Annotated in this window: 27 protein-coding genes; 14 read left to right on the top strand and 13 right to left on the bottom strand. The window is 64.7% G+C overall.

Annotated features, from left to right (window positions below; genetic code table 11):
- Positions 1 to 19 precede the first annotated feature (19 nt).
- Complete coding sequence (locus I6F37_RS35210; protein WP_036004008.1) at positions 20 to 1750, bottom strand: cation:proton antiporter; 1731 nt, start codon at positions 1748 to 1750, stop codon at positions 20 to 22.
- A gap of 67 nt (positions 1751 to 1817) precedes the next feature.
- On the opposite strand from I6F37_RS35210, the gene I6F37_RS35215 reads away from it, so the two are divergent.
- Together I6F37_RS35215 and I6F37_RS35220 are read left to right on the top strand one after the other, a co-directional pair.
- Positions 1818 to 2345, top strand: a complete 528-nt coding sequence (locus tag I6F37_RS35215) for a DUF3124 domain-containing protein (protein WP_225139689.1) — start codon at positions 1818 to 1820, stop codon at positions 2343 to 2345.
- A 52-nt stretch (positions 2346 to 2397) separates the two neighbouring features.
- The gene (locus I6F37_RS35220; RefSeq protein ID WP_225139690.1) at positions 2398 to 3630 is read left to right on the top strand and encodes a PLP-dependent aminotransferase family protein; all 1233 of its coding nucleotides are present in this window, start codon (positions 2398 to 2400) and stop codon (positions 3628 to 3630) included.
- Between the two features lie 20 nt (positions 3631 to 3650).
- Here I6F37_RS35220 and I6F37_RS35225 read toward each other — a convergent pair whose 3' ends face one another.
- The gene (locus I6F37_RS35225; protein WP_036031024.1) at positions 3651 to 3923 is read right to left on the bottom strand and encodes a helix-turn-helix domain-containing protein; all 273 of its coding nucleotides are present in this window, start codon (positions 3921 to 3923) and stop codon (positions 3651 to 3653) included.
- Between the two features lie 159 nt (positions 3924 to 4082).
- Between I6F37_RS35225 and I6F37_RS35230 the strand changes: the two genes are divergently transcribed.
- Together I6F37_RS35230 and I6F37_RS35235 are read left to right on the top strand one after the other, a co-directional pair.
- Entirely contained in the window at positions 4083 to 4535 is a 453-nt protein-coding gene (locus tag I6F37_RS35230) for a hypothetical protein (protein WP_225112628.1), read from the top strand.
- A 102-nt stretch (positions 4536 to 4637) separates the two neighbouring features.
- A complete protein-coding gene (locus I6F37_RS35235; protein WP_225136478.1) occupies positions 4638 to 4877 on the top strand; it encodes a hypothetical protein in 240 nt (79 codons plus the stop codon).
- A gap of 266 nt (positions 4878 to 5143) precedes the next feature.
- Here the strand turns inward: I6F37_RS35235 and I6F37_RS35240 are convergent, their stop codons facing one another.
- From I6F37_RS35240 to I6F37_RS35260, 5 genes are all read right to left on the bottom strand, one after another.
- Complete coding sequence (locus I6F37_RS35240) at positions 5144 to 5962, bottom strand: aldo/keto reductase (RefSeq protein WP_225153989.1); 819 nt, start codon at positions 5960 to 5962, stop codon at positions 5144 to 5146.
- Between the two features lie 145 nt (positions 5963 to 6107).
- Positions 6108 to 7673, bottom strand: coding sequence for an alkaline phosphatase (locus I6F37_RS35245; protein WP_225153991.1), 1566 nt, complete (start codon positions 7671 to 7673; stop codon positions 6108 to 6110).
- Between the two features lie 112 nt (positions 7674 to 7785).
- Entirely contained in the window at positions 7786 to 8205 is a 420-nt protein-coding gene (locus tag I6F37_RS35250; RefSeq protein WP_225153993.1) for a hypothetical protein, read from the bottom strand.
- 109 nt (positions 8206 to 8314) lie between these two features.
- Positions 8315 to 9316, bottom strand: a complete 1002-nt coding sequence (locus tag I6F37_RS35255; RefSeq protein WP_225153995.1) for a nitronate monooxygenase family protein — start codon at positions 9314 to 9316, stop codon at positions 8315 to 8317.
- 61 nt (positions 9317 to 9377) lie between these two features.
- Positions 9378 to 10115 (bottom strand): SDR family oxidoreductase, encoded by a 738-nt coding sequence (locus I6F37_RS35260; RefSeq protein ID WP_225153997.1) that lies wholly within the window; start codon positions 10113 to 10115, stop codon positions 9378 to 9380.
- A gap of 173 nt (positions 10116 to 10288) precedes the next feature.
- Between I6F37_RS35260 and I6F37_RS35265 the strand changes: the two genes are divergently transcribed.
- Positions 10289 to 10753 (top strand): helix-turn-helix domain-containing protein, encoded by a 465-nt coding sequence (locus I6F37_RS35265; RefSeq protein ID WP_036003962.1) that lies wholly within the window; start codon positions 10289 to 10291, stop codon positions 10751 to 10753.
- A 24-nt stretch (positions 10754 to 10777) separates the two neighbouring features.
- Here the strand turns inward: I6F37_RS35265 and I6F37_RS35270 are convergent, their stop codons facing one another.
- A complete protein-coding gene (locus I6F37_RS35270) occupies positions 10778 to 11152 on the bottom strand; it encodes a PRC-barrel domain-containing protein (protein WP_036003959.1) in 375 nt (124 codons plus the stop codon).
- A gap of 145 nt (positions 11153 to 11297) precedes the next feature.
- Here I6F37_RS35270 and I6F37_RS35275 point away from each other — a divergent pair, with 145 nt between their 5' ends.
- The 6 genes from I6F37_RS35275 to I6F37_RS35300 all read left to right on the top strand — a co-directional run bounded on the left by I6F37_RS35275 (position 11298) and on the right by I6F37_RS35300 (position 15537).
- On the top strand, positions 11298 to 13085 hold the full coding sequence (locus I6F37_RS35275; protein WP_225153999.1) for a thiamine pyrophosphate-requiring protein: 1788 nt from the start codon (positions 11298 to 11300) through the stop codon (positions 13083 to 13085).
- 8 nt (positions 13086 to 13093) lie between these two features.
- Positions 13094 to 13321, top strand: a complete 228-nt coding sequence (locus tag I6F37_RS35280; RefSeq protein ID WP_225154001.1) for a hypothetical protein — start codon at positions 13094 to 13096, stop codon at positions 13319 to 13321.
- An 86-nt stretch (positions 13322 to 13407) separates the two neighbouring features.
- Positions 13408 to 13962, top strand: coding sequence for a DUF4142 domain-containing protein (locus I6F37_RS35285; protein WP_036003951.1), 555 nt, complete (start codon positions 13408 to 13410; stop codon positions 13960 to 13962).
- Between the two features lie 14 nt (positions 13963 to 13976).
- The gene (locus I6F37_RS35290; protein WP_225154003.1) at positions 13977 to 14705 is read left to right on the top strand and encodes a phosphatase PAP2 family protein; all 729 of its coding nucleotides are present in this window, start codon (positions 13977 to 13979) and stop codon (positions 14703 to 14705) included.
- The gene (locus I6F37_RS35295; RefSeq protein WP_036003946.1) at positions 14702 to 15049 is read left to right on the top strand and encodes a DUF3147 family protein; all 348 of its coding nucleotides are present in this window, start codon (positions 14702 to 14704) and stop codon (positions 15047 to 15049) included. The genes I6F37_RS35290 and I6F37_RS35295 overlap by 4 nt, the downstream gene beginning before the upstream one ends.
- Positions 15049 to 15537: a DUF3147 family protein gene (locus I6F37_RS35300; protein WP_225154005.1), complete on the top strand. Its 489-nt coding sequence runs from the start codon at positions 15049 to 15051 to the stop codon at positions 15535 to 15537. Before I6F37_RS35295 ends, I6F37_RS35300 begins: the two co-directional genes overlap by 1 nt.
- 97 nt (positions 15538 to 15634) lie before the next feature.
- Here I6F37_RS35300 and I6F37_RS35305 read toward each other — a convergent pair whose 3' ends face one another.
- Positions 15635 to 15802: a hypothetical protein gene (locus I6F37_RS35305; RefSeq protein ID WP_167361644.1), complete on the bottom strand. Its 168-nt coding sequence runs from the start codon at positions 15800 to 15802 to the stop codon at positions 15635 to 15637.
- Positions 15803 to 15969: 167 nt separating this feature from the next.
- Here I6F37_RS35305 and I6F37_RS35310 point away from each other — a divergent pair, with 167 nt between their 5' ends.
- Positions 15970 to 16215 (top strand): hypothetical protein, encoded by a 246-nt coding sequence (locus I6F37_RS35310; protein WP_036003940.1) that lies wholly within the window; start codon positions 15970 to 15972, stop codon positions 16213 to 16215.
- A gap of 145 nt (positions 16216 to 16360) precedes the next feature.
- Here I6F37_RS35310 and I6F37_RS35315 read toward each other — a convergent pair whose 3' ends face one another.
- From I6F37_RS35315 to I6F37_RS35320, 3 genes are all read right to left on the bottom strand, one after another.
- Complete coding sequence (locus I6F37_RS35315; RefSeq protein WP_036003938.1) at positions 16361 to 16564, bottom strand: hypothetical protein; 204 nt, start codon at positions 16562 to 16564, stop codon at positions 16361 to 16363.
- A 71-nt stretch (positions 16565 to 16635) separates the two neighbouring features.
- Positions 16636 to 16764: a hypothetical protein gene (locus I6F37_RS45655; RefSeq protein ID WP_260346296.1), complete on the bottom strand. Its 129-nt coding sequence runs from the start codon at positions 16762 to 16764 to the stop codon at positions 16636 to 16638.
- Between the two features lie 111 nt (positions 16765 to 16875).
- Positions 16876 to 17070 carry a hypothetical protein gene (locus I6F37_RS35320; RefSeq protein ID WP_074447527.1) on the bottom strand — a complete coding sequence of 65 codons (195 nt, stop codon included), beginning with the start codon at positions 17068 to 17070 and terminating at the stop codon, positions 16876 to 16878.
- A 95-nt stretch (positions 17071 to 17165) separates the two neighbouring features.
- Between I6F37_RS35320 and I6F37_RS35325 the strand changes: the two genes are divergently transcribed.
- Positions 17166 to 17678 (top strand): DUF4142 domain-containing protein, encoded by a 513-nt coding sequence (locus I6F37_RS35325; RefSeq protein WP_225112620.1) that lies wholly within the window; start codon positions 17166 to 17168, stop codon positions 17676 to 17678.
- Between the two features lie 2 nt (positions 17679 to 17680).
- Here I6F37_RS35325 and I6F37_RS35330 read toward each other — a convergent pair whose 3' ends face one another.
- A complete protein-coding gene (locus tag I6F37_RS35330; RefSeq protein WP_036030987.1) occupies positions 17681 to 17974 on the bottom strand; it encodes a hypothetical protein in 294 nt (97 codons plus the stop codon).
- A 283-nt stretch (positions 17975 to 18257) separates the two neighbouring features.
- Here I6F37_RS35330 and I6F37_RS35335 point away from each other — a divergent pair, with 283 nt between their 5' ends.
- Positions 18258 to 24551 carry a HAMP domain-containing protein gene (locus I6F37_RS35335; protein ID WP_074447528.1) on the top strand — a complete coding sequence of 2098 codons (6294 nt, stop codon included), beginning with the start codon at positions 18258 to 18260 and terminating at the stop codon, positions 24549 to 24551.
- The last annotated feature ends 1 nt before the right edge of the window (position 24552 follow it).

The following is a 24552-nucleotide window of genomic DNA, read 5'->3' on the forward strand; positions in this document are numbered from 1 at the left end:
GGAAGGCGGCCCTACGCTGTCAGGGCAGCACCTCGCGGCGCTCGCCGAGGCGCTGATCGAGCTCGGCGCGCTTGTCCGCGAGCAGGCCGGCCTGGGCGGCTTCGATCACGGTAAACAGCTCATGTGCATCGCTGAGCCGGGTCACGGTGACGTAGCTGGCGCCGGCCTCGTAGAGCGCGCCGACGTCGGCCAACAGGTCGGCCGTGGCGACGATCAGGGCGGTCGGATTGAGCGCGCGGACGTGACGGACCAGCTTCTCGTTGGTGGCGCCCTTCAGCAGCGAATCCGGCACGCTGAGGATGATCATCTCGGACTTGCCGACGCCGGCATGGAGCAGCGTGTCGGCGCTGCTGATGTCGCCATAGATCACGTGCAGACCACGTGAAAGCAGGGTCTGGTACACATTGGGGTTGAAATCGACCACGGTGATCTGCTCCAGCAGCACCGGTGCCTGCCGTTCGATCTCGGCCAGCAGCGCACTCGCCGCACGGAAAAAGCCGAGGATGACGATGCGGCGGGCCTCGCCATGGCCGCCCCCGTGGCCCTCCTCGGCATGGCCGTTGCCATGGTCGAGATCGCGCAGGCCGATCCGCTTCAAGGGGCCGATCGCCCAGCGGGTGATCTCGTCGCTGCGGGTCATCACGAAGGTCGAGAGCACCGCCAGCACCACGAAGGCGAACGAAGCCGCATTCGCCGTCTCGGCTGCGATGTGGCGGTCCGCGACGCCGGTCTGGATCACGACCAGCGAGAACTCGGAGATTTGCGCGAGGTTGAGCGCCGGCAACAGGCTGGCGCGCAGGCCCTGCTTCATCAGATAGAGCGGGGTGAAGGTGGTGACGAGGCGGCTCACCACCGTGAACGCCGCGATCATCAAGGCGAGGCTGATCACCGAGAGGCCGGGCACGGGAATGGTCATGCCGAGCGCGACGAAGAACAGCGTGATGAAGAAGTCGCGCAGCGTGGTGACCTTGGCGGTGACATCGAGCGCATAGGGGAAGGTCGAGAGCGAGACGCCGGCGATCAGCGCACCCATCTCGCGCGACAGCGACAGTTGATAGGCGGTCTCGGCGACGAGAAAGCACCAGGCGAGCGCACCGAGCAGGATCAGCTCGGGCCGCCGGGCGATCTGGTGGAAGACGCGCGGCAGCACGTAGCGGCTGACCAGAAGCGCGGCCGTGACCAGCACCGCGACGCGGCCGATCGAGAGCAGGATGACGCTGACCTGCAGATTGGCGAGACTCGGCTGCACCGCCAGGAACAGGATGGCAAAGATGTCCTGGAGCACCAGCACGCCGAGCGTGATGCGGCCCGGCAGCGTATCGAGCTCGCGCTTCTCGTAGAGCACCTTGACGATGATGACCGTGCTCGACAGCGCGCAGGCGACGCAGAGATAGACCGCATCGAAATGCCCACCGCCGAGCGACAGGCCGATGCCGACGAAGAACAGAAGCCCGAGCAGACAGCCGCCCAGCAGCTGGCTGCCCGCCGCGAACAGGATCACCCGCCCGGCCCGAACGATCTTCTTCAGATCGATCTCGAGCCCGATCATGAACAGCATGAAGATCAGGCCAAGCTCGGAGATGACGCTGATCGATTCCTGCGAATGGACCCAGCCGGCGCCGAATGGACCTATGCAGAAGCCGGCGATAAGGTAGGCCAGGATCAGCGGTTGCCGGGAGAAATGGGCGAGAAGCCCCAGCATCCAGGCGAACAGAATAGAGAGTGTGATATCGCGAATGAGCTCATGCATGCCAAATTGGTCCGTTTTGCCGCACCCTAGAGGTGGGTTGCGGTGCGACAAGCGAGCAATTCGTCACATGCGGAATGGGCTCTTCGCAGCCATGCTGCTCGCTCCCCTCGCCTTTGCCGTGCCCGCCGCCGCGCAATCCAAGGTCAGTATCGAACAAAACTTTGCCGATTCGCTCACCACGCCGCTGAAGGAGGACCTCGCCGTATCCGGCGGTTTCTACGTGCCCGCCTATTCCAGCGTCGCGATGAGCCAGGGCAAGCTGCGTGTCGACTTCTCGGTGACGCTGAGCGTACACAACGCCTCCGAGACCCAGCCGCTGGTCATCAAACGCATCGCCTATTTCGACACCGCAGGCAAGCAGGTCGAGAGCTATCTGAAGACGCCGGTGGCGTTGAGGCCGCTCGCCACCGTCTCGATCTTCATTCCGACCGACGACGTGCGCGGCGGGACCGGCGCCAATTTTCTGGTCGACTGGGCCGCCACGGGCGAGATCGCAGAACCCGTGGTCGAAGCCTTAATGGTTGGCGGCATCGCCAACGCGCATTACGCTTTCATCAGTCAGGGCCGTCCGACCAGGACGGCCGGCAAGAAGTAAGGCGGCCGGTGCAAAGCCGACGCTCAACAAGAACAAAACGAGGAACGCTCCCATGACGTCCAGCTTCGATTTCGCGCCCCTGTTTCCAGCAGGGCTGCCGGCCCCGTCTGCGCGTTGGACGGGCCTTGCCAAATACAGCTTCGTCGGCGGCAACAACGATTCCGAACAGGTGCCGCTCGACGAGCTGATCGAAGCGGCCGACACGGTGCTGCGGCGCGAGGGCCGCTCGCTCGCCACCTACGGTCTGGCGCATGGTCCGCAGGGCTACCTGCCGTTGCGCGAATTCCTGGTGACGAAACTCAAGCGCGACGCCGGCATCAGCTGCACGGTCGACGACCTCCTGATCGTCTCCGGCTCGCTGCAGGCGCTCGACCTCGTCAACGCCACCCTACTGACGCGCGGCGACACCGTGATTTTCGAGCAGGAGAGCTATCAGGGCTCCCTGACACGGCTGGCGCGGCTCGGCGTCAACGTCGTCGGCATTCCCCTCGACCAGGACGGCATGCGCATGGATCTGCTGGCCTCCGCGCTGGCCGACCTGAAGCGCCGCGGCATCCGGCCGAAATACATCTACACGATCCCGACGGTGCAGAATCCGACCGGCAGTATCATGCCCGAGAGCCGCCGCACCGAGCTGGTGCGGCTCGCGACCGAATATGGCGTGCCGATCTTCGAGGACGATTGCTATGCCGACCTCATCTGGTCGGGGCAGCGGCCGCCCGCGATCTACGCGATGAGCGAGAGCGGCGGCGTGATCCATATCGGCTCGTTCTCCAAGTCGATCGCGCCGGCGCTGCGCGTCGGCTTCGTCGTGGCGCCCTGGGAGGTGATGTCGCGGATGCTGTCGCTGAAGACGGATGCTGGCTCCGGTGCGCTGGAGCAGATGGTGCTCGCCACCTATTGCAAGCCGCATTTTTCAACTCACGTGCCGGCCCTGACCAAGGCGCTGCGCACCAAGCTCGACACGCTCATGGAAGCGCTCAACGAGCAGTTCGGGACCGCCGCTGAGTTCGAGGAGCCCAAGGGCGGCATCTTCCTCTGGGTGAAGCTGCCCGACCAGGTCGATACGCTGAAGCTGTATCAGGCCGCGCTCGCCGCCGGCGTCTCGATCAATCCGGGGCCGGAATGGTCGACCAGCAAGGGCCATTCCACCTCGCGGCTGCGGCTGTGCTTTGCCAGCCCCACGCACCAGCAGATCCGCGATGGCGTCGCCGTGCTAGCCGAAGTCTGCCGCAAGGAGTTTGGCGTGCCCGCCCGCAGCGCCAATGTGGAGAAGCGAGCCTGAGGCCCAGTCCGGACGTCTCCTCACGCCGCCTGTGGCTGACTGCCGTGAATCGCGGAAGCCAGCCGCAGCAACAGGACGATGGAGACGTTGCCTTTGCCGGCCTCGATCTGGGCGATGTAGCGCTCGGAAATCCCCGAGCGCCGGGCGAGCTCCCGGCGCGACAGATCGCAGCGCATGCGTGAGGACCGCAACCGATCGCCCAGCTCGCTCAGAAACGCGGCCTCGGAATAAGGCGGTACGGCACAGCTCCCCGGCAGTACTTCGCCCGCAAAATCCATGACTTGATTCAGCATTGCTCTATCCACGTTCGCCTTCGGGAAACGCCATCTTATCTTCGAACCGCCCCGCCTCATTGACGCGGATCAAATTCGCGGGCGATCGGCAGCCGCCGTGGCAGGGCCGCGCGCGGGATGCTAAACTTTGGAATTGTTCGAGGCGGGGTTTTTCAGGACATGATGCGTTGTTCGGGCCGCTGGATCGCGGCTGCGGTGCTGTGGGTCGCGTTCACCCCCACGGCTGGTGCCGAGACGCTGGCCGTGACCGTGGAGCAATGGGGCCTGCTCGGCTCCTGGGCGGTCGATTGCTCGGGTAGGCCCGACCGCGACCAGGGCGCGCGCTTGACTTACGAAATCCGGAAAGACGGCCGTGTGATGTACCGGCGCGATTTCGGCGAGGCCAGGGACGAGAACGAGGTGGTGTCCGCCACGGTCAATGCCGAGGGCCTGCTCAATGTCATGGTGTACTTCCCCTCGCTGCATCAGGCCCGCGAGTTCGGGTTGCTGTTGCAGAAGGACGGCAGCCTGCGCGCGATCTACAATCGCAGCGAGCGCGGCGAGTACACGATCAGCAACGGCAAATACGTCGCCAGCGGTGCGCCGACGCCCGCGCAGCAGCGCTGCGATTAGCACGCCTTCGTCTGAACATCCGTTCAGAATTCTCTCCCCGCTCCTCCGGAACGTTCGCGCAAATCTGCGGTTTAGATGTGCATTCGTTTGGAGGAGGACATCATGACGAAGCTTGGTTATGTGGTTGCGGCTCTCGGTGCGCTCGTGATCGCGGCGCCGACGCTCGCAAGTGCGGAGACGGTGGTGATCAAGCGCAGCGGCGGCTATCATCATCATCACCACGGCCCGTACGGCGCCCGCGCCGAATTCCGCGGACATCGTCATCATGGCTGGCATCGCCACCATCGCGGCGACAAGGTCGTCGTGATCAAGCGCAGCCATCGCCATCACCACTGGGACTAATGCGCAACGCGACAAGGAAATGGCCCCTCACGGGGCCATTTCTATTGTGTTCTTTTCCTTCTTCCCTTGTGGGAGAAGGTGGCATAGGCGGCCTTCGGCCGCCGTTCTTGAGAACGCCGATAATGCGCATCGGCTATTGCGCCGGATGCGGGGTTGCGTCAGCAAGTCCGAAAGTGAAAGACTCATGCGCGGAGAGAGACCCCTCACCCGTCTCGCCGCTTTGCGGCGAGACACCCTCTCCCACAGGGGGAGAGGGTAAAGAGCGCCTAATCCCACGCCGGCGCGAAGCCTGGATTGACGCAGCGTCTGTCCTTCGCCAGCGCGGCGATCTTCTCGCGATCGGCATCGTCGAGCGTGATCTTCAGCGCGTCGAGATTGGCCTGCTGGCTCTCGCGCCGCGAGGCCTTCGGGATCGCGGCGACGCCGTCCTGGTCGAGCAGCCATTTCAAAGCGACCTGCGCGGCGGTGGCATTGTGCCGGGCCCCGATGTCGGCCAGCACCGGATCGGCCACGAAACGCCCTTGCGCCAGCGGACAATAGGCAACCAGCGGGATCGACCTCGGCTGGAGATAGGCAAGCACCTTCGATTGATCGAGCATGGCGTGATATTCGACCTGGTTGCAGGCGATCGGCGCCTTGATCTCCTCGACCGCGACCTTGAGCAGCGCGGTGGTGAAATTGGCAACGCCGATGGCGCGCGTGCGCCCCTCCTCCTTGAGCGTCATCAGCGTTTCGAACACCGCCCCCCAGTTCGCGGCCTTCGACGGCCAATGCGCGAGATAGAGGTCGACATGGTCGAGCCGGAGCTTCCTAAGGCTGGCGTCGAAAGCGCGGCGGATCGCATCGGAGCTGAGGTTCTCGTGCCAGACTTTCGTGGTGACGTGCAACTCGCCACGCGACACGCCGGACGCGGCGATGGCCGCGCCGATCGCCTCCTCGTTGGCGTACATCTCGGCGGTATCGAGGTGGCGATAGCCGATCGAAAGCGCGCTCTCGACCGCGGCACGGCAGGCATCGCCCTGCATGCGGAAGGTGCCGAGGCCGAGCTTGGGCATGCTGATGCCCTGTGTTTTCAGATGATCCATGCAACAGGCTCCTGAGCAATTCAGCCCACCGGATCGCGCGGCGATGCCGCGTGAGCAGACTTTTCGGTGATGGAAAAGAAGTGGCGGGACCCCTCACCCTAGCGCGGGAGGAGCAAAGCGGCCAATCAAGATCGGGTTAGCAACCTCACCAATGCTGCGCCACCAGCGACGGATGCACCTGCGGCTGCGGCACGATGTCGACCGACCAGAGGTCGCGATTGTCGACGTCCTTCAGGGTCACCGTCATCACGCCGCTGTGGCCATCGATGTCGACCCGCCCGAAGAACTGCAAGCCGAAGCAGGGCGCGAGATTCTCGCCTTGCGCAGCGCTGCAGCCATGCTGGTACATCGCGACCGGGCCGAAGGTGTCGTCGAGCTCGCCCGGTCCCCAGCTGCCGGCATGCAGCGGGCCGGAGACGAACTCCCAGAACGGCTCGAAATCCTTAAATTGCGCCTTCTTCGGATCGTAGTAGTGCGCGGCGGTGTAATGCATGTCGGCGGTGAGCCAGACGATGTTGCGGATACCGGCGCGCGTGATGAATGCGAGCAGATCGGCGATCTCGTGCTCACGCCGGTCGGGCGGCCCATCGCCGAGCGCAACGGCATCCAGGCTGATCAGGCCAATCGGCAAGTCGGCCGCGATCACCTTCCAGGTCGCGCGCGAAGCGGCGAGCTCGCGCTTGAGCCAGGCGAGCTGCTCGGCGCCCAGGATCCAGCCGCGGTGATCATCGCCCTTGTTCCAGCTCTCGTCGCGGTAGCTGCGCATGTCGATCATGAAGACGTCGAGCAGCGGGCCATAGGCGATCTTGCGATAGACGCGGCCGTGCCGCGCGCCGATGTCGCGGATTGGCATGAAGTCGAAGAAGGCCCGGCGGGCTCGCGCGACCAGGCGCGGGGTGCCGTCGTCCTCGTGTCCGGACTCGTCATAGGTCCCGATCGGCGACCAGTCGTTGGTCACCTCGTGATCGTCCCATTGCGCGAACATCGGCACCTGCGCATGGAAGGCGCGAAAGTGTTCGTCGAGATGGTTGTATTTGTAGTTGCCGCGGAACTGCGCCAGGGTGTGCGCCACCTCCGACTTCTCTTCGGTGACGAGGTTGCGCCAGGTCTCGCCGTTCGGCAGCTTCTGTTCGGAAGGGATCGTGCAGTCCGCGTAGATGTGATCGCCACAGTGGATGAAGAAATCCGGATTGTTATCGAGCATGGTGCGATAGCTGCGATAGCCGCCGCGGGAGACGTCGATGCCCCAGCCCTGGCCCGCGGTGTCACCGGACCACAGAAACGAGATCGACTGGCGCGCTGCCGGCGCGGTGCGGAAATGCCCGACGCGGCTTCCACCGAGGAGACCGGTGGCGATGTCGTCGAAGCGGATGCGGTAGAAGATGTCTTGCCCAGGCGGCAGATCCGCCAGCAGGAGTTTTGCAGTGAGATCGGTGTCGGGCAACGCATCGCCGGAAGCCGAGGCGATGATGGTCTTGAAGCTCTCGACCGTAGAGCATTCCACCTGCATCCGCGCGGGCCGATTGGCGCGCGCCCAGATCACCGCGGAGCCGCCGGAGACATCGCCGGACTGAATGCCGCCTGCGATCTGCGGCCGATCGGCGGCGCGGCTCAAATGAGGCTTCGCGAGCGCGGCGATGGCGAGACTGGAAGCGGAGCGGACCAGAAACTGCCGCCGGGTCCATGCGCGCGAGGCGCGGAGCTTTGCCATTCAGGAGACCTTCGTCGAATCGCGACGGAAGGTGCCTGCGCTCCTTGACTCCCGGCTTACGGTTTCTTGACTCCGCGCCTACGGTTTTGCGACGCGGGGATGACGCCTGTGATCACCGCTTCCAGTTGCAGATGCCGCCGGAGCGGCATGGCCAGGTCTGGATGCGGGTGTCCAGTGCCTGCGCATCGAGCGGGTTGCCGCGGCGGTGCGCGAGCTTGGCGCGGGCCGCGCCCCGCGGCTGGCTGCTCGCCGCATGCGCGCTCTTCGGCTCGGCCACACGAACACGTTCGGCGGCAACCTTCTTCGGCACATCGACCGGCTCAGCACGCGCCTGCGCTTCGTTCGCGCCACGCGCTTCGAGCGCGACCGGCGCGAAGTGCGTCTCCGGCCCGAGACGTTTCGGCGACAGCACCGCCTTGGAGAGATCGAGACCGAGATATTCGCCGGGCTTGTAGTCGTCGGCGCGCGCAACACCGGCCCCTGCGACCAGGAGGGCGAGGGCAATTGCGAAGGGAACGCTTTTCAGGACCACGGACGCCTCCTGAAATCGATTTATGAAAGGGGCAATTTACCCCTATCTAAGAGGCGCCGCGCGTAATTCCAGCGGTCAGATGCCGCCGTGGTTAAGAAGTTTGACGGTGTCAGGCGACCTTTCGCGCAGCGTCCGTCCCGTCCAGGAACCCCATCAGGCGGCTGCGGATGATGGTTTCAGCCTCGCCCATGATGCGATCGATGAGCTCCTTGCAGGAAGGAATGTCGTGGATGAGACCTGCGACCATGCCGCAGCTCCAGGCGCCGGCATCCATCTGGCCGTCCAGCATGATCCTGGGATAGACGCCCGCGACCTGGTCGTGGATGTCGTCGATCGTGAGCTTGGCGCCCTTCTCGCGCTCGATCTCGAGCAGGCGGTCGACATTGGCGTTCTTCAGGACGCGCTCGGTATTGCGCAACGCCCGCATGATCAGGCGGGTGTCGAGCTCGGTGGCCGCGACCAGCGCGTTCTTGACGTTCTGGTGCACCGGCGCTTCCTTGGTGGCGATGAAGCGCGTGCCCATGTTCATACCGGCCGCGCCCAGCGAGAGCGCCGCGACCAGGCTGCGCCCATCGGCCATGCCGCCGGAGGCGACGAACGGGATCTTCAGCTCTTCCGCCGCACGCGGCAGCAGGATCATGTTGGGAATGTCGTCCTCGCCGGGATGGCCGCCGCACTCGAAGCCGTCGACGCTGACGGCGTCGCAGCCGATGCGCTCGGCCTTCAGCGAGTGGCGCACCGATGTGCATTTGTGAATCACCTTGATGCCGGCGGCCTTCAGCGCCGGCATGTAGGCTTCCGGGCTGCGGCCCGCGGTCTCCACCGCCTTGATGCCGCCCTCGACGATGGCCGCGATATATTCCGGATAAGGCGGCGCCGAGAAGGCCGGCAGGAAGGTGAGGTTGACGCCGAACGGCTTGTCCGTCATGTCGCGGCAGCGCGCGATCTCCTTGGCGAGCAGCTCGGGTGTCTTCTGCGTGAGACCGGTGATGATGCCGAGCCCGCCGGCATTGGAGACGGCAGCGGCCAGCTCGGCGAAGCCGACGAAATGCATGCCGCCCTGGATGATCGGGTGCTCGATGCCGAACAGTTCGGTGATCGCGGTCTTCACTGAAAATCCTCCCGGTTTTGCTTGATGTTGAGCTCAGTCTAGCCGGACTTTCTCGCGGCGGTCACCATTTCTCTCCGAAGGGGCGGATCTCCATCTCGAAGGTCCAGGCGCTCTTCGGCTGCTGGTAGAGCTGCCAATAGGCGCTCGCGACCGATGACGGCGGCATCAGGAGATCGGGATTATCGAGCGCATTCGGCCCGAGCGCCTCGAGCCGGCGCTGGCGCACCCATTCGGTGTCGACGCCGGAATCGATGATGAGATGGGCGACGTGGATGTTCTTCGGCCCGAGCTCGCGCGCCATCGCCTGCGCGACCGCGCGCAGGCCGAACTTGGCGCTGGCGAAGGCGGCATACCCGCTGCCGCCGCGCAGGCTTGCAGTCGCACCCGTGAAAAAGATGTTGCCGCCGCCGCGCGGCAGCATCAGCCGCGCCGCCTCACGGCCCGCGAGGAAGCCGGAATAGCAGGCCATCTCCCACACTTTCCGAAACACGCGCTCGGTGGTGTCGAGGATCGGGAAATTGACGTTGGCGCCGACGTTGAAGATGCAGACTTCGAGCGGTGCATGCTTGTCGGCGTCGTTGAGGAAGGCGATGACCTCGTCTTCCTTCCGCGCGTCGAGTGAGCGGGCGTGGATCTCGCCGCCGGCGGCTTCGATCTCTTGCACCAGCGGCGCCAGCTTATCGCCATTGCGGCGGCCGGCGAAAACCGAGAACCCTTCGGCGGCAAACTTCTTGGCGATCTCGGCGCCGATGAAATCGCCGGCTCCGATGACGGCCGCAGTGGCGTTTCGCTTGGACAAGACCGCCTCCTCCCATGGGCCGCGCTGCGAGCGCGCGGCATTTATGTGCCGGAGGCTATAGTTCAAAAATAGAACTGTCAAACTGAGCGGCTGAATGTTAGCTTCTAGTGAAAATCTCTCTGATCGATCAACTTAGTTCCTTTTTCAGACTGACGACTTGCAGGAACCGCATCATGAAATGGGACACGCTGGAGGAAGAGCCCTGCTCGCTCGCGCGCACCGTCGCCGCGATTGGCGACCGCTGGACGCTGCTGATCCTGCGCGAGTGCTTCCTGCGGGTACGGCGGTTCGAAGCGTTTCAGTCCTCGCTGCAGATCACACGCCATCTGCTCTCGGAGCGGCTGAAGAAGCTGGTCCGCTTCGGCATCCTGCGCCGCGTCCCCTATTCCGAGGCACCGAAGCGCTACGAATACATCCTCACCCAGAAGGGGCTCGACCTCTACCCGATCATCATGGCGATGGTGCATTGGGGCGACGTCCATATGGGCGACGAGCGCGGCCGCCCGCTGCTGCACGAGCACAAGAGCTGCGGCAAGCTGTTCGATCCCGTAATGGTGTGCTCGGAATGCGGCGAGGTGCTGCATGCCAAGCAGGTGCATGTGCATGCGGGCCCGGGGCGGAGAGAAGCGGCGGAGTGAGTGAGGCGCCGCGCCTCTCAAAGCTCAAGCGAAGGGAACACCGTAATAGGAGTTGATGCCGCGCACGGCGGCGTCGTCGCTCCAGTTCCAGTCGGTCTTCTCACCGTATTTCGGCGCGCCTTCCAGATCCTTGGCGGTGATCGCAGTCACGTAACCGCCGAGCTCGGTGTCGTACTTCAGCGACTGCCAGGGCAACGGATAGTGATCATTGCCGAGGCCGAGAAAGCCGCCGAAACCAAGCACCGCATATGAGACCTTGCCGCTGATCTTGTCGATCATGACCCGTTCGATTGAACCGATCTTGTTGCGATCGGCACCGTAGACCGCGGTTCCCTCGACCTTGTCGCTTCCGATCAGCCGGCCCATCTCGTTACGGTCCAGTTCGCTCTGATTGAGCATCGTTATTCTCCACTCGGCCATTTGTGAATCAACCGAAAGGGGTGCGCGATCGTTCCGGCGCGTGTTCCGGAAATGCTTGGGAACATCGCCACAAAGAACCGGTTCTCTGAGGCTATCGAGGCCGCAACAGAGAAAGCCGCCCGCAATGTCCCAGACCGTCTCCGACTTCATCATTCAGCGCCTGCACCAATGGGGCGTGCGCCACATCTTTGGCTATCCCGGCGACGGCATCAACGGCGTGTTCGGTGCGATGAACCGGGCGGGCGGCAACATCGGCTTCGTGCAGGCGCGGCACGAGGAGATGGCGGCATTCATGGCAACCGCCTACGCAAAATTCTCAGGTCAGCTCGGCGTCTGCATTGCGACCTCCGGTCCCGGCGCCTCGCATCTCGTCACCGGGCTGTACGATGCGCTGCTCGATCACCAGCCGGTGCTGGCGATCGTCGGCCAGCAGTCGCGCAACGCCCTCGGCGGTCAATATCAGCAGGAACTCGACCTCCTCTCGATGTTCAAGGACGTCGCGGGCGCCTATGTCATGCAGGCCTCCTCGCCTGCGCAGGTGCGGCACCTGATTGATCGGTCGGTGCGGATCGCACTGGCGCGGCGGACTCCCACCGTCATCATCTTGCCCAACGACTTGCAGGAGGAGGCTTACGAGGACCCGCCCCGCGCCCACGGCACGCTGCACTCGGGCGTTGGATATAGCGCGCCTAAAGTCATTCCTCGTGATGCCGATCTCGACCGCGCCGCGGAGATCCTCAATGCCGGCAAAAAGGTCGCAATGCTCGTCGGCGCCGGAGCGCTCGGCGCCACCGACGACGTCATCGCGGTCGCCGACCGGCTGTCGGCCGGCTGCGCCAAGGCGCTGCTGGGCAAGGCGGCGCTGCCCGACGACCTGCCATGGGTCACCGGCTCGATCGGCCTGCTCGGCACGGAGCCCAGCTACAACATGATGATGGAATGCGACACGCTGCTGATGGTGGGCTCGGCCTTTCCTTACGCCGAATTCCTGCCGAAGGAAGGCAGCGCGCGCGGCGTCCAGATCGACATCGACGCCGGCATGATGTCGATCCGCTTTCCCATGGAGGTCGGCCTCATCGGAGATGCCGCCGAGACGCTGCGCGCATTGCTGCCGCGGCTGAAGCCCAAGAGCGACGGCGCCTGGCGCCAGGGCATTCAGGACGACGTTGCGACCTGGTGGAAGACTTTGGATGGCCGCGCGCATCAGCCCGCCGCGCCAGTCAATCCGCAGCTCGTCGCCTGGGAATTGTCGCCGCGCCTGCCCGACCGCGCCATCATCACCAGCGATTCCGGCTCATGCGCCAACTGGTTCGCCCGCGACCTGAAGATGCGGCGCGGCATGACAGCCTCGCTCTCCGGCGGGCTCGCCTCGATGGGCGCTGCGGTGCCTTACGCGCTCGCGGCCAAATACGCCCAGCCCGACCGCCCCGTGATTGCACTCGTCGGCGATGGCGCCATGCAGATGAACAACATGGCCGAGCTGATCACCGCGGCGAAGTATTGGCGCGACTGGAAGGACCCGCGTTTCATCGTCTGCGTCTTCAACAACGAGGACCTCAACCAAGTCACCTGGGAGCAACGCATCATCAACGGTGATCCCAAGTTCGAGGCGTCACAGCGCATTCCCGACGTCTCCTATTCGCGCTTCGCCGAACTGATCGGCCTGCGCGGCATCTTCGTCGACAGCCCACAGCTGCTCGGCTCGGCCTGGGAACAGGCGCTAACAAGCGAGATGCCCGTCGTGCTGGAAGTGAAAACCGATCCCGAGGTGCCGCCGCTGCCGCCGCACATCACCTTGCAGCAGGCGAAGAACTTCTCGCTCGCCCTGATGAAGGGCGACCCGAACGAGAGCGGGATGATCAAGGGAGCAGCGCGGCAGGTGCTGGAATCGATCCTGCCAGGAAAGCAATGAGGCCAGCCATGAGTGATTTCCGCGACATCCGGCACGGCGTCAACGATCCGGTCGACGGTCTCGACGTCAAGCGCCGGATCAGTGACAACCCCACCTCCCGCGAGCAGGCGCAGCACTACGCGGACGTACGGGCCGACGCGACCGCCACGGCGGCCGAACCGTTCCTGCCCGAACGGCTTCGACGCAAGCCGACAGATCCCATCAATCCGCGCACCGGACGGAATCGCGCGGATTAGCCGTTAGGAACCTCGGCCCCGGCGGCGTGTTGGTCGCCGCACGTCGCCGGCAAGCGGCCACGCGACCTTTTCGGAAGGATTTGACCATGAAACGCACAATCATCGCTCTTGCCTGCATGATTCTCGCAGGCCCCGCTCTCGCCCAGTCGCTGGGCGAAAAGACCGGCGTGAATTCGGCGCTCGGCGTTGCGCCTGCGACCGCGGACTTCGTGACGCAGGTCGCGATCAGCGACATGTTTGAGATCGAATCGAGCAAGCTCGCCCAGCAGAAGGGCAACGCGGAAGAGAAAGCCTTCGCGCAGCAGATGATCACCGATCACACCAAGACGAGCAACGAGCTCAAGGGACTGGTCGGCAATGGCAAGGTGCAGGCCAAGCTGCCGACGGCGCTCGACAGCTCGCATCAGAGCAAGATCGACAAGCTCAAGAATGCGAGCGGCAAGGATTTCAGCTCGGACTACAATTCCTATCAGGTCAGCGCGCATGAAGATGCCGTGTCGCTGTTCGAGCGCTACGCCAAGGGCGGCGACAATGCCGAGCTCAAGGATTGGGCCGGCAAGACGCTCCCGGCGTTGAAGCACCACCTCGAGATGGCCAAGAACCTCGGCCGGGCGCCGAGCGTCGGCCAATCCAGCAAGTAACGCATTGCTGAGGGATGCCGGCCCTGCCGGCGTCCCTTCTCGCGCGCGATGAGAACGTCATCGCGCTGCCGCTGGGCGGTGCCTGCCGGTTGAGCCAGGAACCTTCTTTGTTTCCAGGCTTTACAAACTGTCACGGAGGAACAGTCGCCGACGGACCGATGGCCCTTGTAATAGTCAAACCCACCCGGATCGACACGGCGATCGCCAACGAGATCGCGCACAATACCAACTCGGGGCTCGAGCATGCCGCCCAGGCCATGACCTGGGGCGCCGACGAGCATGTCCTGGTTGCGCTCGCGGCAGCAGGATGGCTCTACACCCGCTTCCGGCACCCGCAGCAGCGCCCCGTTGCCGATCACGTCCTGATCGTGTCGCTGGCGACGGCCGTGTTACCACATGTCTTGAAATCCGTGTTCGATCAGACGAGGCCCGACCGGCTGACGGTGAGCGGCCATGGGCGCGGTGTTCCCTTTTCGGGGCGCGCGCACGATGCATTTCCCTCAGGTCACGCCGTGCATATGGGCGCCCTTGCCTCGGCCGCAGGCCTGTTGCCGCCGGCCCCGGGCAACCTGGCGCGCTCCTTTGCGGTAGCGCTGTCCCTGACGCGCGTCGCGCTGCTCGCGCACTGGGCCAGCGATGTCGTGGCAGGTTTCATGCTGGGCATCGTTGTCGAGCGCCTGTTCCGGCCGTTCACGATGGCGAAGTCACGGCAGCGGCAGCGCAGGGCCGGGGGACAGCCATGACTGAATATCTCGTGCGCTTCGTCGCAGGCGGCCTGATCGTATCCGTCTTCGCGATCCTCGGTGACATGCTGCGGCCGAAGAGCTTTGCCGGGCTGCTCGGCGCCGCACCGTCGGTGGCGCTTGCCACCCTCTCCATCGCAGTGGTCCAGCACGGCCCGCAATATGCTGCGGCCCAGAGCTGGACGATGATCTATGGCGCCGTCGCACTCGCCTGCTACAGCGTCGTCGTCTGCCACCTCCTGATGAGGTTCCGTTTCGGCGCGCTTCCAGCCACGATCCTTGCCTTTGCCGCATGGCTCGTTGTCGCCTTCGGCCTGCTCGCCGGCCTGGGAGGTGCCGCCTGATGCTGGTGAAGCTATCGACATCGGCGCTGAAAGAGACGCGGTGGTACGAGTACGCCATTCGCTTCGTGCTCGGCGGCGGTGCGACGGTGCTCGCGGGCGTTATCGGCTCGAAGTTCGGCCCGTCCGTCGGCGGGCTCTTTCTTGCTCTTCCGGCCATCTTCTGCGCCAGCGCGACGCTGATCGAAAGCCACGAGCGTCACGCCAAGGAGAAGGCCGGCCTGAGCGGGCGGCGTCGCGGACAGAAGGCCGCGGCGCTCGATGCTGCCGGCGCCGCGCTCGGTAGCATCGGCCTCGCCGCGTTCGCCGCTATCTTCCATTTAATCGTCGGGGCAAGCGTCGCGCTCGCTTTTTTCGCCGCGCTGACGGTCTGGGCCATCGTGTCCGTGTCGGCCTGGTGGCTCAGACGCAAGCTTCGCAGTGTCTCCCACAAATCGCGCCGATCAGGCCATTCGCCGTCGGCAACGGGCTCTCGCTTCGCAGAGCCTTAAAGCGCGATGAGATTTGGATGAATCGTCATCGCGCTTTAGATTGTTGTTTACGCATGATCTTTGCGGAAAACCGCTTCGCACTTTTTCGGATCATGCCCTAGCTCGCTTTCGCTCCCGTCGAAGGCTGCGATTGCGGCGGCTGGAGGCCCGGGCTGTTGGCCCAGCGCTCGACCTCATCGATGATCTTCTGCTGGCTTGGCCGCACCGGCTCGGGCGCTGCGGGTTCTTCGGAAAGCTTGCGAGGTAACCTGACTTCGTCCGTCATGGTCTCTCTCCCTTCCGGAACAATGCCTTACGGCGGCATGCGTTTCAATAAATTATTGATTTTATTGGATTTCCTATTCACTTGCAGACTTCGTCGGCTTTCGCGGAACTCAATCAAGTTTGGTTCGTTGAGTAAGCTACTCAACCTACTCAATTTGCGTGATCGCCATGAACGACCTTCGCGCCGAGCGCCTTCAGGTCATGCTCTCGCCGGAAGAGTTGGCCGCCATTGACGATTTCCGGTTCAAGCACCGCATGCCGACGCGGGCGGCAGCAGTCCGCGAACTCCTGAAGTTCGGACTGGCCGCTGTGGGCGTCGATGCCGCTGCCGGCGTGAAGTCGAGCAGCTTCGGCGTATTCGGCCGCGGGCCTGAAGGACATACTCAGGGGGATCCGGAGAGCGGCGCCGAATGACGCACGGAAAGCCCCTCCAAAAGCAAACGACCCCGGCACGGTGGGTGCCAGGGCCGTCCTTGGAGATTGCTTCCGGCGCACCGGGGGCATGACTGCCGGAAGCAATCCGTCGACACTTCCCGCGGAAATTCGTTCCTGGTGAGAGCTAGCCCGTGGCGTCGCTCGAGCCGTCCGGCATGGCGCCGGAACCCGGCGTCTTGATGTTGTCGTTCAGCTTGGGATCGCGCGTCGCTTCACGCGAGGGGGAGCCTTTCGGATCCGCCTTGTGCACGGATTGCGCACGTTCCTTGTCGCGGGGCTGCACCTCCCCACGCTTGTCCTTGACGATGCCTTGGTCGGAATGGGCCATGATGCGCTCTCGCTTCTGCTGATGTGTCGGAGCGCTTACGCATAGCGGCGTCGAATGTTCCGCTGCGGCAATCAGCTGCGCACGGCGTGGACGGGAGATGCGCTCTCGAGATGCACCTGTCGCACCGTGGTCACCGTCGCGAACGCGACGGAGACGCCAAAGGCGAGAATGAGGGAGAGAAGAGCCAGACGCGGAGCCATCGCCAAACCTCCTTCTGCAATTGGAATCTCCGCGATCGACGTTCCCGGATGATCCCAATCAGTTGTGCGCCTTCCGTGAGCGGTCTCACATGCAGATTCTTGAAGACGAGCTCACCCGTTCCGCTTTGGAGCTGCATGGACGGGAACGGGCGAAATTTCGCCGTCGAGCCAATCCTGCTCGTTGGCGAGTGCCGTCCAGGCGTCGGCCATGCGCGAATAGCGCTTATGGGCGGGCTGTCCGTCAGCGCGCTCGGCAAGCTGAAGACAATTGTCAGCGTTGTCTCTGAAGACGTCAGACTGTTTCATATAGAGGACGTGGGGACGGAACTCTTGCGCCGCAACCCGCTTACCGGATCGTAATGGTCGGGGAACTTTCGCACGCGGTTCGTCATTGAAGATCGATGCGAGTTGTCGCCGCAATCATTCTGGCATTGATCAGCACCTCGGCGCTTGCCGACAGCCTTGGCGAACGAAAGCCCGGCGCACGGGCGCCCTCCGCGATCGAGGTGATCAGCGGCGCCTACAATTTCAGCCGGTTTCAACAGGGGCTGCTCGAGAACACCGACCTCAAGGGCAACGCCGAGGTCAAGAACCTCGCCGCCCTGCGCGCCGAGGAAGCGGCTAAGCGCGACAAGCGACTGAAAGAGGTCCAGGAGGCGATCGGCGCGGAACTGCAGCTCGGCAGGGCAACATCCTCGAGCGCGAGCCTCGTCGAGCCCGAAATGTCGGATGGTCCGGCCTATGTCAGAAGCTTCTATGCCGCGCAGATTCCCGAGTATGAGTCGATCATCAGCCTGCTCGAACGCTATCTGACGGCGCCCGACAATGCAGCGCTCGCAGCGTTCGCGCGCGAACAACTGCCGCTGCTGCGCGCGCAGGTCAGGGACGCCGAGCGCACCATGGCGGACAAATAACTCTACTTGGCGTTCGGATGTTGCTGGCTCTGCGGCCGCACGGTGCGGTCGCTCTCCGGCATCTTGTCGCGACCCGCATCGCCGTTGTCGTCCTTGCCGCCGGACGAGGACGTGCCGCTTCCGCTTGGATTCGAGCGGGTGGCCGCTCCGGTGGTCGGCGTGTCCGCCTGCGGGTTGGCGGAGCTTGCGGCGGGGTCGCCCGTCACGGAGCCGCGCCCGCTTGGCGCACCGCCCTGCGCCAGAGCCGACCCCGCGGCAAGCGCCGTGATGGCGATGGCGAAAATTGCTGCCTTCATGTCCGTTCTCCCTGTCTGCGCTGGCTAACCGTCAGGCTCGGCGCTCCGTTCCGAAGCAGGGCTGCGGACGTCGGACGCGTTGACGACCCGCCCCTGCGGCCTTTTTCCTTTCGAGCGGTATGGAACAAACCGGTCGGTCCGTTGTTAACTCGGCCGGGCTGAGCAAAGCGGGTTCCATTTCCTTGCGCCGTACGTTGGCGCTTGATTTCGAATTTGGCTGACGCTCTTATTTCGTCGAACGCGTCTTGCCTCAGATTCGGCCGACGCCTGCGGGGGAAACAGTATGAGCGACCTCGATTCCGGAACTGCATCACGCTCCGGTCGTCGCGTCCCAAAGCCAAAAATCAACGGTACGTCCGAGTCAGATTCCCGAGCGGAACTGCTGCTCGCCCTCCAGGCGATGCGCAGCGGTGACTTTTCGGTGCGCATGAGCGGCGACTATCTCGGTATCGACGGCAAGATCGCCGACACTTTTAACGAAATTATCGCCGCCAACCAGCGCATGGCACAGCAGCTCGAGCTGGTGGGCCAGGTGGTGGGACGCGAAGGCAAGACCCGCCAGCGCGTGAAATTCGGCCTCGCCTCGGGCTCCTGGGCCGACATGGAAGGTTCGGTCAACACGCTGATCGACGACTTGTTGTGGCCGACGCGCGAGGTGACACGCGCGGTTGCCGCTGTCGCCCAGGGCGACCTGCTGCAGACCGTCAAGCTCGACGTCGACGGCCGTCCGCTCCGCGGCGAGTTCTTGCAGTCGGCGACGATCGTCAACACCATGATCAAGCAGCTCGGCGTGTTCACCTCGGAGGTGACGCGCGTGGCGCGCGAGGTCGGCACCGAAGGCAAGCTCGGCGGCCAGGCCCAGGTGCCGGAGGTGACCGGCGTCTGGAAGGACCTCACCGAGAGCGTCAACTCGATGGCGAACAACCTGACCAACCAGGTTCGCAACATCGCCGAGGTGACGATCGCGGTCGCCAACGGCGACCTCTCCAAGAAGATCACGGTCGACGTCCGCGGCGAGATCCTCCAGCTCAAGGAAGCCATCAATACGATGGTGGACCAGCTGCGCTCCTTCGCCTCCGAAGTGACGCGCGTGGCGCGCGAGGTCGGCACCGACGGCAAGCTCGGCGGCCAGGCCATCGTGCCCGGCGTCGCCGGCACCTGGAAGGACCTGACCGACTCCGTCAACGCGATGTGCGGCAACCTGACCGCACAGGTCCGCAACATCGCCAACGTCACCACCGCCGTGGCGCGCGGCGACCTCTCGCGCAAGATCACCGTGGACGTGCGCGGCGAGATCCTGGAGCTGAAGGACACCATCAACACCATGGTGGACCAGCTCAACTCGTTCGCCTCGGAGGTCACGCGCGTCGCGCGCGAGGTGGGCACCGAGGGCAAGCTCGGCGGTCAGGCCCAGGTGCCCGGCGTGGCCGGCACCTGGAAGGACCTCACCGACAACGTCAACTTCATGGCCTCCAACCTGACCGCGCAGGTCCGCAACATCGCCGACGTCGCGACCGCCATCGCGAGCGGCGACTTGTCGAAGAAGATCACGGTGAACGTCTCGGGCGAGATCCTTCAGCTGAAGGAGACGCTCAACACCATGGTCGACCAGCTCAACGCCTTCGCCGGCGAAGTGACGCGCGTCGCCCGCGAGGTCGGCACCGAGGGCCGGCTCGGCGGCCAGGCCAACGTGCTCGGCGTCGCCGGCACCTGGAAGGACCTCACCGAGAGCGTCAACTCGATGGCCTCGAACCTGACCGCGCAGGTCCGCAACATCGCCGAGGTGACCACCGCGGTCGCCGGCGGCGATCTCTCGAAGAAGATCACCGTGGACGTGCGCGGCGAGATCCTCGAGCTGAAGGACACCATCAACACGATGGTGGACCAGCTCAACGCCTTCGCCGGCGAAGTCACGCGCGTGGCGCGCGAGGTCGGCACCGAAGGCAAGCTCGGCGGTCAGGCGGTGGTGCGCGGCGTCGGCGGCACGTGGAAGGACCTCACCGACAGCGTCAACTCGATGGCCTCGAACCTCACGGGCCAGGTACGCAACATCGCCGAGGTCGCAACCGCGGTGGCGAAGGGCGACTTGTCCAAGAAGATCACGGTGAACGTCTCGGGCGAAATCCTTCAGCTGAAGGAAACGCTCAACACCATGGTCGACCAGCTCAACGCCTTCGCCGGCGAAGTCACGCGCGTGGCGCGCGAGGTCGGCACCGACGGCAAGCTCGGCGGCCAGGCCGACGTGCCCGGCGTCGCCGGCACCTGGAAGGACCTGACCGACTCCGTGAACTCGATGGCGGGTAACCTCACCGCGCAGGTCCGCAACATCGCGGAAGTTGCCACCGCCATCGCCGGCGGCGACCTGTCGCGCAAGATCACCGTGGACGTGCGCGGCGAGATCCTTCAGCTCAAGGACACGCTGAACACCATGGTCGACCAGCTCAACCGCTTCGCGGGCGAGGTGACGCGCGTGGCGCGCGAGGTCGGCACCGAAGGCCGCCTCGGCGGTCAGGCCAACGTGCCCGGCGTCGCCGGCACCTGGAAGGATCTCACCGACAGCGTCAACTCGATGGCGGGTAACCTCACCGCCCAGGTCCGCAACATCGCCGAGGTGACGACCGCGGTGGCGCGCGGCGACCTCTCGCGCAAGATCACCGTCGACGTGAAGGGCGAAATCCTCGAGCTGAAGAACACCATCAACACCATGGTGGACCAGCTCAACGGCTTTGCCGGCGAAGTCACGCGCGTGGCGCGCGAGGTCGGCACCGAAGGCAAGCTCGGCGGCCAGGCCGAGGTGCCCGGCGTCGCCGGCACCTGGAAGGACCTCACCGACAACGTCAACTTCATGGCCTCCAACCTGACGGCGCAGGTCCGCAACATCGCCGAGGTCGCAACCGCGATCGCCGGCGGCGACCTGTCGAAGAAGATCACGGTGGACGTACGCGGCGAGATCCTTCTCCTGAAGGACACGCTGAACACCATGGTCGAGCAGCTCCGCTCCTTCGCCGCCGAAGTCACGCGCGTGGCGCGCGAGGTCGGCACCGAGGGCCGGCTCGGCGGTCAGGCCGTGGTGCCCGGCGTCGGCGGCACCTGGAAGGATCTCACGGACAACGTCAACCTGTTGGCTGCGAACCTCACCACCCAGGTCCGCAACATCGCCGAAGTCACCACGGCGGTCGCGCGCGGCGACCTCTCGCGCAAGATCACCGTGGATGTGAAGGGCGAAATCCTGGAGCTGAAGAACACCATCAACACCATGGTGGACCAGCTCAACGCCTTCGCCGGCGAAGTGACGCGCGTCGCACGCGAGGTGGGCACGGAAGGAAAGCTGGGCGGCCAGGCCCAGGTGCCCGGCGTCGCCGGCACCTGGAAGGATCTCACCGACACCGTCAACTTCATGGCGGCGAACCTGACCGAGCAGGTGCGCGGCATCGTCAAGGTGGTGACCGCGGTCGCCAACGGCGATCTGAAGCAGAACCTCACGGTGAAGTCGAAGGGCGAGGTCGCGGCGCTCGCCGACACCATCAACAACATGACCGAGACGCTCGCGACCTTCGCCGATCAGGTGACGTCGGTGGCGCGCGAGGTCGGCGTCGAAGGCCGGCTCGGCGGCCAGGCCAACGTGCCCGGCGCTGCCGGCACCTGGAAGGATCTCACCGGCAACGTCAACCTGCTCGCGGCCAACCTGACCTCGCAGGTGCGCGCGATCGCGGAAGTCGCAACTGCGGTGACCAAGGGCGACCTGACGCGGTCGATCCAGGTCGACGCCCGCGGCGAAGTGGCGGAGCTGAAGGACAACATCAACACGATGATCACCAACCTCCGTCTCACGACGGACGTGAATACCGAGCAGGACTGGCTCAAGACCAACCTCGCCAAGTTCACCAACATGCTCCAGGGACAGCGCGATCTCACCACGGTCGGCCGATTGCTGCTCACCGAATTGTCGCCGCTGGTGAACGCCCATACGGGCGTGATCTACCAGGTCGAGAACGAGAACGATCCCCAGCTCCTGCTGCTCGCCTCCTACGCCAGCGACGGCGTCTACCCCTATCAGCCGGTGCTGCAGTTCGGCGAAGGCCTGATCGGCCAATGCGCCTTCGACAAGCGGCCGCGCGTCGTCTCCGACATTCCCTCGGACGTGGTGCCGATCAACTCGGCGCTGTTCCGCGTCGCCCCGAAGAACCTCGTCGTGCTCCCGGTCCTGTTCGAAGGCCAGGTCAAGGCCGTGATCGAGCTCGCCTCGCTGGTCTCCTTCACGACCTCGCAGATGACGTTCCTGGAGCAGCTCACCGACTCCATCGGCATCGTGCTCAATTCGATCGAAGCCACGATGCAGACCGAAGGCCTGCTCAAGCAGTCGCAGCAGCTCGCCGGCGAGCTGCAGACCCAGCAGCGCGAATTGCAGCAGACCAACGACCAGCTCGAGCAGAAGGCGCAGCAGCTCGCCGAGCGCAACGTCGAGGTCGAACGCAAGAACCAGGAAATCGAGCAGGCCCGCCGCGCGCTCGAGGAGAAGGCGACCGAGCTCGCGCTGACGTCGAAGTACAAGTCCGAATTCCTCGCCAATATGAGCCACGAGCTGCGTACGCCGCTGAACTCGATCCTGATCCTCGGACAGCAGCTCAGCGACAATCCCGATGGCAACCTCTCGGCCAAGCAGGTCGAGTTCGCCCGCACCATCCATGGTGCCGGCACCGACCTGCTCAACCTCATCAGCGACATTCTCGATCTCTCCAAGATCGAGTCCGGCACCGTGACGGTCGACGCCGAGGAAATCCTGACCGCGAACCTGCTCGAGACCGTCGGCCGGCCGTTCCGGCACGAGGCGGACAACCGCAACCTGTCGTTCAAGATCGACGTCGATCCGAACCTGCCGCGCAGCATCGTGACCGACTCCAAGCGGCTGCAACAGGTTCTGAAGAATCTGCTCTCCAACGCCTTCAAGTTCACCGCCGACGGCGAAGTGCGCCTGAAAGTCGCCGGCGCAATCGGCGGCTGGGGGTCGGATCATCCGGTGCTGAACTCGGCGCCGGCCGTGATCGCCTTCGAAGTGTCCGACACCGGCATCGGCATTCCCCTGGAGAAGCAGAAGCTGATCTTCGAGGCGTTCCAGCAGGCCGATGCCGGCACCAGCCGCAAATATGGCGGCACCGGCCTCGGCCTTGCGATCAGCCGCGAGCTTGCCAGCCTGCTCGGCGGCGAGATCCACCTGCGCAGCGCGCCGGGCAAGGGCTCGACCTTCACGCTCTATCTGCCCTTGAAATATTCCGGCCCGACCCTCGCGCCGCGGGCGCCGGCGTCACAGCAATACGGCCAGCCGCCGGCGCTGCAGCCTGCCGCGCCTGACCAGCAGCGCGTTATCGAGCAGCTGCCCGACGACCGCCTCAACCTCGAGCCCGGCGACACCATTCTCCTGATCGTCGAGGACGATCCGCATTATGCCCGCGTGCTGGTCGATCTGGCCCGCGACAAGGGCTTCAAGGTCCTGGTCGCCGCGCGCGGCGCCGAGGCCCTCGAGCTCGCCAAGCAATACCAGCCGACGGCCGTCTCGCTCGACGTGTTCCTGCCCGACATGCTCGGCTGGACCGTGCTGAGCCAGCTCAAGCACAATCCGCTCACCCGCCACATCCCGGTCCAGATCATCACGCTCGACGAGGACCGCCAGCATGCGCTGGCGCGCGGCGCCTTCTCCTTCGTCAACAAGCCGACGACGACCGAGGGCGTCTCGGCCGCGCTGACGCAGATCAAGGAATATGCGCGGCCGCGGCGCAAGCGGCTCTTGATCGTCGAGGACAACGAGGCCGAGCGGCTCTCGATCCGCGAGCTGCTGCACCACGACGACATCGAGATCCTGGCCACGGATACCGGGGCAGGCGCGCTCACGACGTTGCGCGAGCAACCCTGCGATTGCGTGGTGCTCGACCTCAGGCTGCCCGACATGAGCGGCTTCGAGGTGCTCGATCAGATCCGCAACGACGAGGCGCTGTCGAACATCCCCGTCGTGGTGTTCACCGGCCGCGAGCTCTCGGCCGAGGAGGATGCGGAACTCCACACCATGGCACGCAGCATCGTGGTCAAGGGCGTGGAATCGCCCGAGCGCCTGCTCGACGAGACCGCGTTGTTCCTGCACCGCGTGATCACGGAGTTGCCGCTCGAGAAGCAGCGCATGCTGGAGAAGCTGAACAGTTCCGACGAGGACCTGATCGGCAAGACCGCCCTGCTCGTCGACGACGATGCCCGCAATATCTTCGCGCTCTCGAGCGTGCTGGAACGACGCGGCATGAAGGTGCTGACGGCCACGACCGGCAGCGAGGCGGTGACACTGGTCGAATCCAATCCGGAGATCGCGATCGTGCTGATGGACATCATGATGCCGCAGATGGATGGCTACCAGACCATCGGCGTGATCCGCGAGAACCCGGCCTTCGCCCGTCTGCCGATCATCGCGTTGACGGCCAAGGCGATGAAGGGCGACCGGGAGAAATGCCTCGAAGCCGGCGCGTCCGACTACCTCGCCAAACCGGTCAACACCGACCAATTGCTGCTTGCGATCCGCATGTGGCTGCATCGCTGAG

The sequence above is a fragment of the Bradyrhizobium sp. NBAIM08 genome (genome assembly GCF_020193935.1).
Lineage (GTDB): Bacteria > Pseudomonadota > Alphaproteobacteria > Rhizobiales > Xanthobacteraceae > Bradyrhizobium > Bradyrhizobium yuanmingense.

What these genes read in the sequence shown, in the direction of transcription:
- I6F37_RS35210 (WP_036004008.1), bottom strand. Translation starts at nt 1,750, where the DNA reads ATGCATGAGCTCATTCGCGATATCACACTCTCTATTCTGTTCGCCTGG.
- I6F37_RS35310 (WP_036003940.1), top strand. Translation starts at nt 15,970, where the DNA reads ATGAACGACCTTCGCGCCGAGCGCCTTCAGGTCATGCTCTCGCCGGAA.
- I6F37_RS35270 (WP_036003959.1), bottom strand. Translation starts at nt 11,152, where the DNA reads ATGCTCAATCAGAGCGAACTGGACCGTAACGAGATGGGCCGGCTGATC.
- I6F37_RS35280 (WP_225154001.1), top strand. Translation starts at nt 13,094, where the DNA reads ATGAGTGATTTCCGCGACATCCGGCACGGCGTCAACGATCCGGTCGAC.
- I6F37_RS35235 (WP_225136478.1), top strand. Translation starts at nt 4,638, where the DNA reads ATGACGAAGCTTGGTTATGTGGTTGCGGCTCTCGGTGCGCTCGTGATC.
- I6F37_RS35335 (WP_074447528.1), top strand. Translation starts at nt 18,258, where the DNA reads ATGAGCGACCTCGATTCCGGAACTGCATCACGCTCCGGTCGTCGCGTC.
- I6F37_RS35240 (WP_225153989.1), bottom strand. Translation starts at nt 5,962, where the DNA reads ATGGATCATCTGAAAACACAGGGCATCAGCATGCCCAAGCTCGGCCTC.
- I6F37_RS35220 (WP_225139690.1), top strand. Translation starts at nt 2,398, where the DNA reads ATGACGTCCAGCTTCGATTTCGCGCCCCTGTTTCCAGCAGGGCTGCCG.
- I6F37_RS35295 (WP_036003946.1), top strand. Translation starts at nt 14,702, where the DNA reads ATGACTGAATATCTCGTGCGCTTCGTCGCAGGCGGCCTGATCGTATCC.
- I6F37_RS35275 (WP_225153999.1), top strand. Translation starts at nt 11,298, where the DNA reads ATGTCCCAGACCGTCTCCGACTTCATCATTCAGCGCCTGCACCAATGG.
- I6F37_RS35300 (WP_225154005.1), top strand. Translation starts at nt 15,049, where the DNA reads ATGCTGGTGAAGCTATCGACATCGGCGCTGAAAGAGACGCGGTGGTAC.
- I6F37_RS35265 (WP_036003962.1), top strand. Translation starts at nt 10,289, where the DNA reads ATGAAATGGGACACGCTGGAGGAAGAGCCCTGCTCGCTCGCGCGCACC.
- I6F37_RS35305 (WP_167361644.1), bottom strand. Translation starts at nt 15,802, where the DNA reads ATGACGGACGAAGTCAGGTTACCTCGCAAGCTTTCCGAAGAACCCGCA.
- I6F37_RS35230 (WP_225112628.1), top strand. Translation starts at nt 4,083, where the DNA reads ATGATGCGTTGTTCGGGCCGCTGGATCGCGGCTGCGGTGCTGTGGGTC.
- I6F37_RS35330 (WP_036030987.1), bottom strand. Translation starts at nt 17,974, where the DNA reads ATGAAGGCAGCAATTTTCGCCATCGCCATCACGGCGCTTGCCGCGGGG.
- I6F37_RS35325 (WP_225112620.1), top strand. Translation starts at nt 17,166, where the DNA reads ATGCGAGTTGTCGCCGCAATCATTCTGGCATTGATCAGCACCTCGGCG.
- I6F37_RS35225 (WP_036031024.1), bottom strand. Translation starts at nt 3,923, where the DNA reads ATGCTGAATCAAGTCATGGATTTTGCGGGCGAAGTACTGCCGGGGAGC.
- I6F37_RS35215 (WP_225139689.1), top strand. Translation starts at nt 1,818, where the DNA reads ATGCGGAATGGGCTCTTCGCAGCCATGCTGCTCGCTCCCCTCGCCTTT.
- I6F37_RS35245 (WP_225153991.1), bottom strand. Translation starts at nt 7,673, where the DNA reads ATGGCAAAGCTCCGCGCCTCGCGCGCATGGACCCGGCGGCAGTTTCTG.
- I6F37_RS35320 (WP_074447527.1), bottom strand. Translation starts at nt 17,070, where the DNA reads ATGAAACAGTCTGACGTCTTCAGAGACAACGCTGACAATTGTCTTCAG.
- I6F37_RS45655 (WP_260346296.1), bottom strand. Translation starts at nt 16,764, where the DNA reads ATGGCTCCGCGTCTGGCTCTTCTCTCCCTCATTCTCGCCTTTGGCGTC.
- I6F37_RS35285 (WP_036003951.1), top strand. Translation starts at nt 13,408, where the DNA reads ATGAAACGCACAATCATCGCTCTTGCCTGCATGATTCTCGCAGGCCCC.
- I6F37_RS35315 (WP_036003938.1), bottom strand. Translation starts at nt 16,564, where the DNA reads ATGGCCCATTCCGACCAAGGCATCGTCAAGGACAAGCGTGGGGAGGTG.
- I6F37_RS35290 (WP_225154003.1), top strand. Translation starts at nt 13,977, where the DNA reads ATGCCGGCCCTGCCGGCGTCCCTTCTCGCGCGCGATGAGAACGTCATC.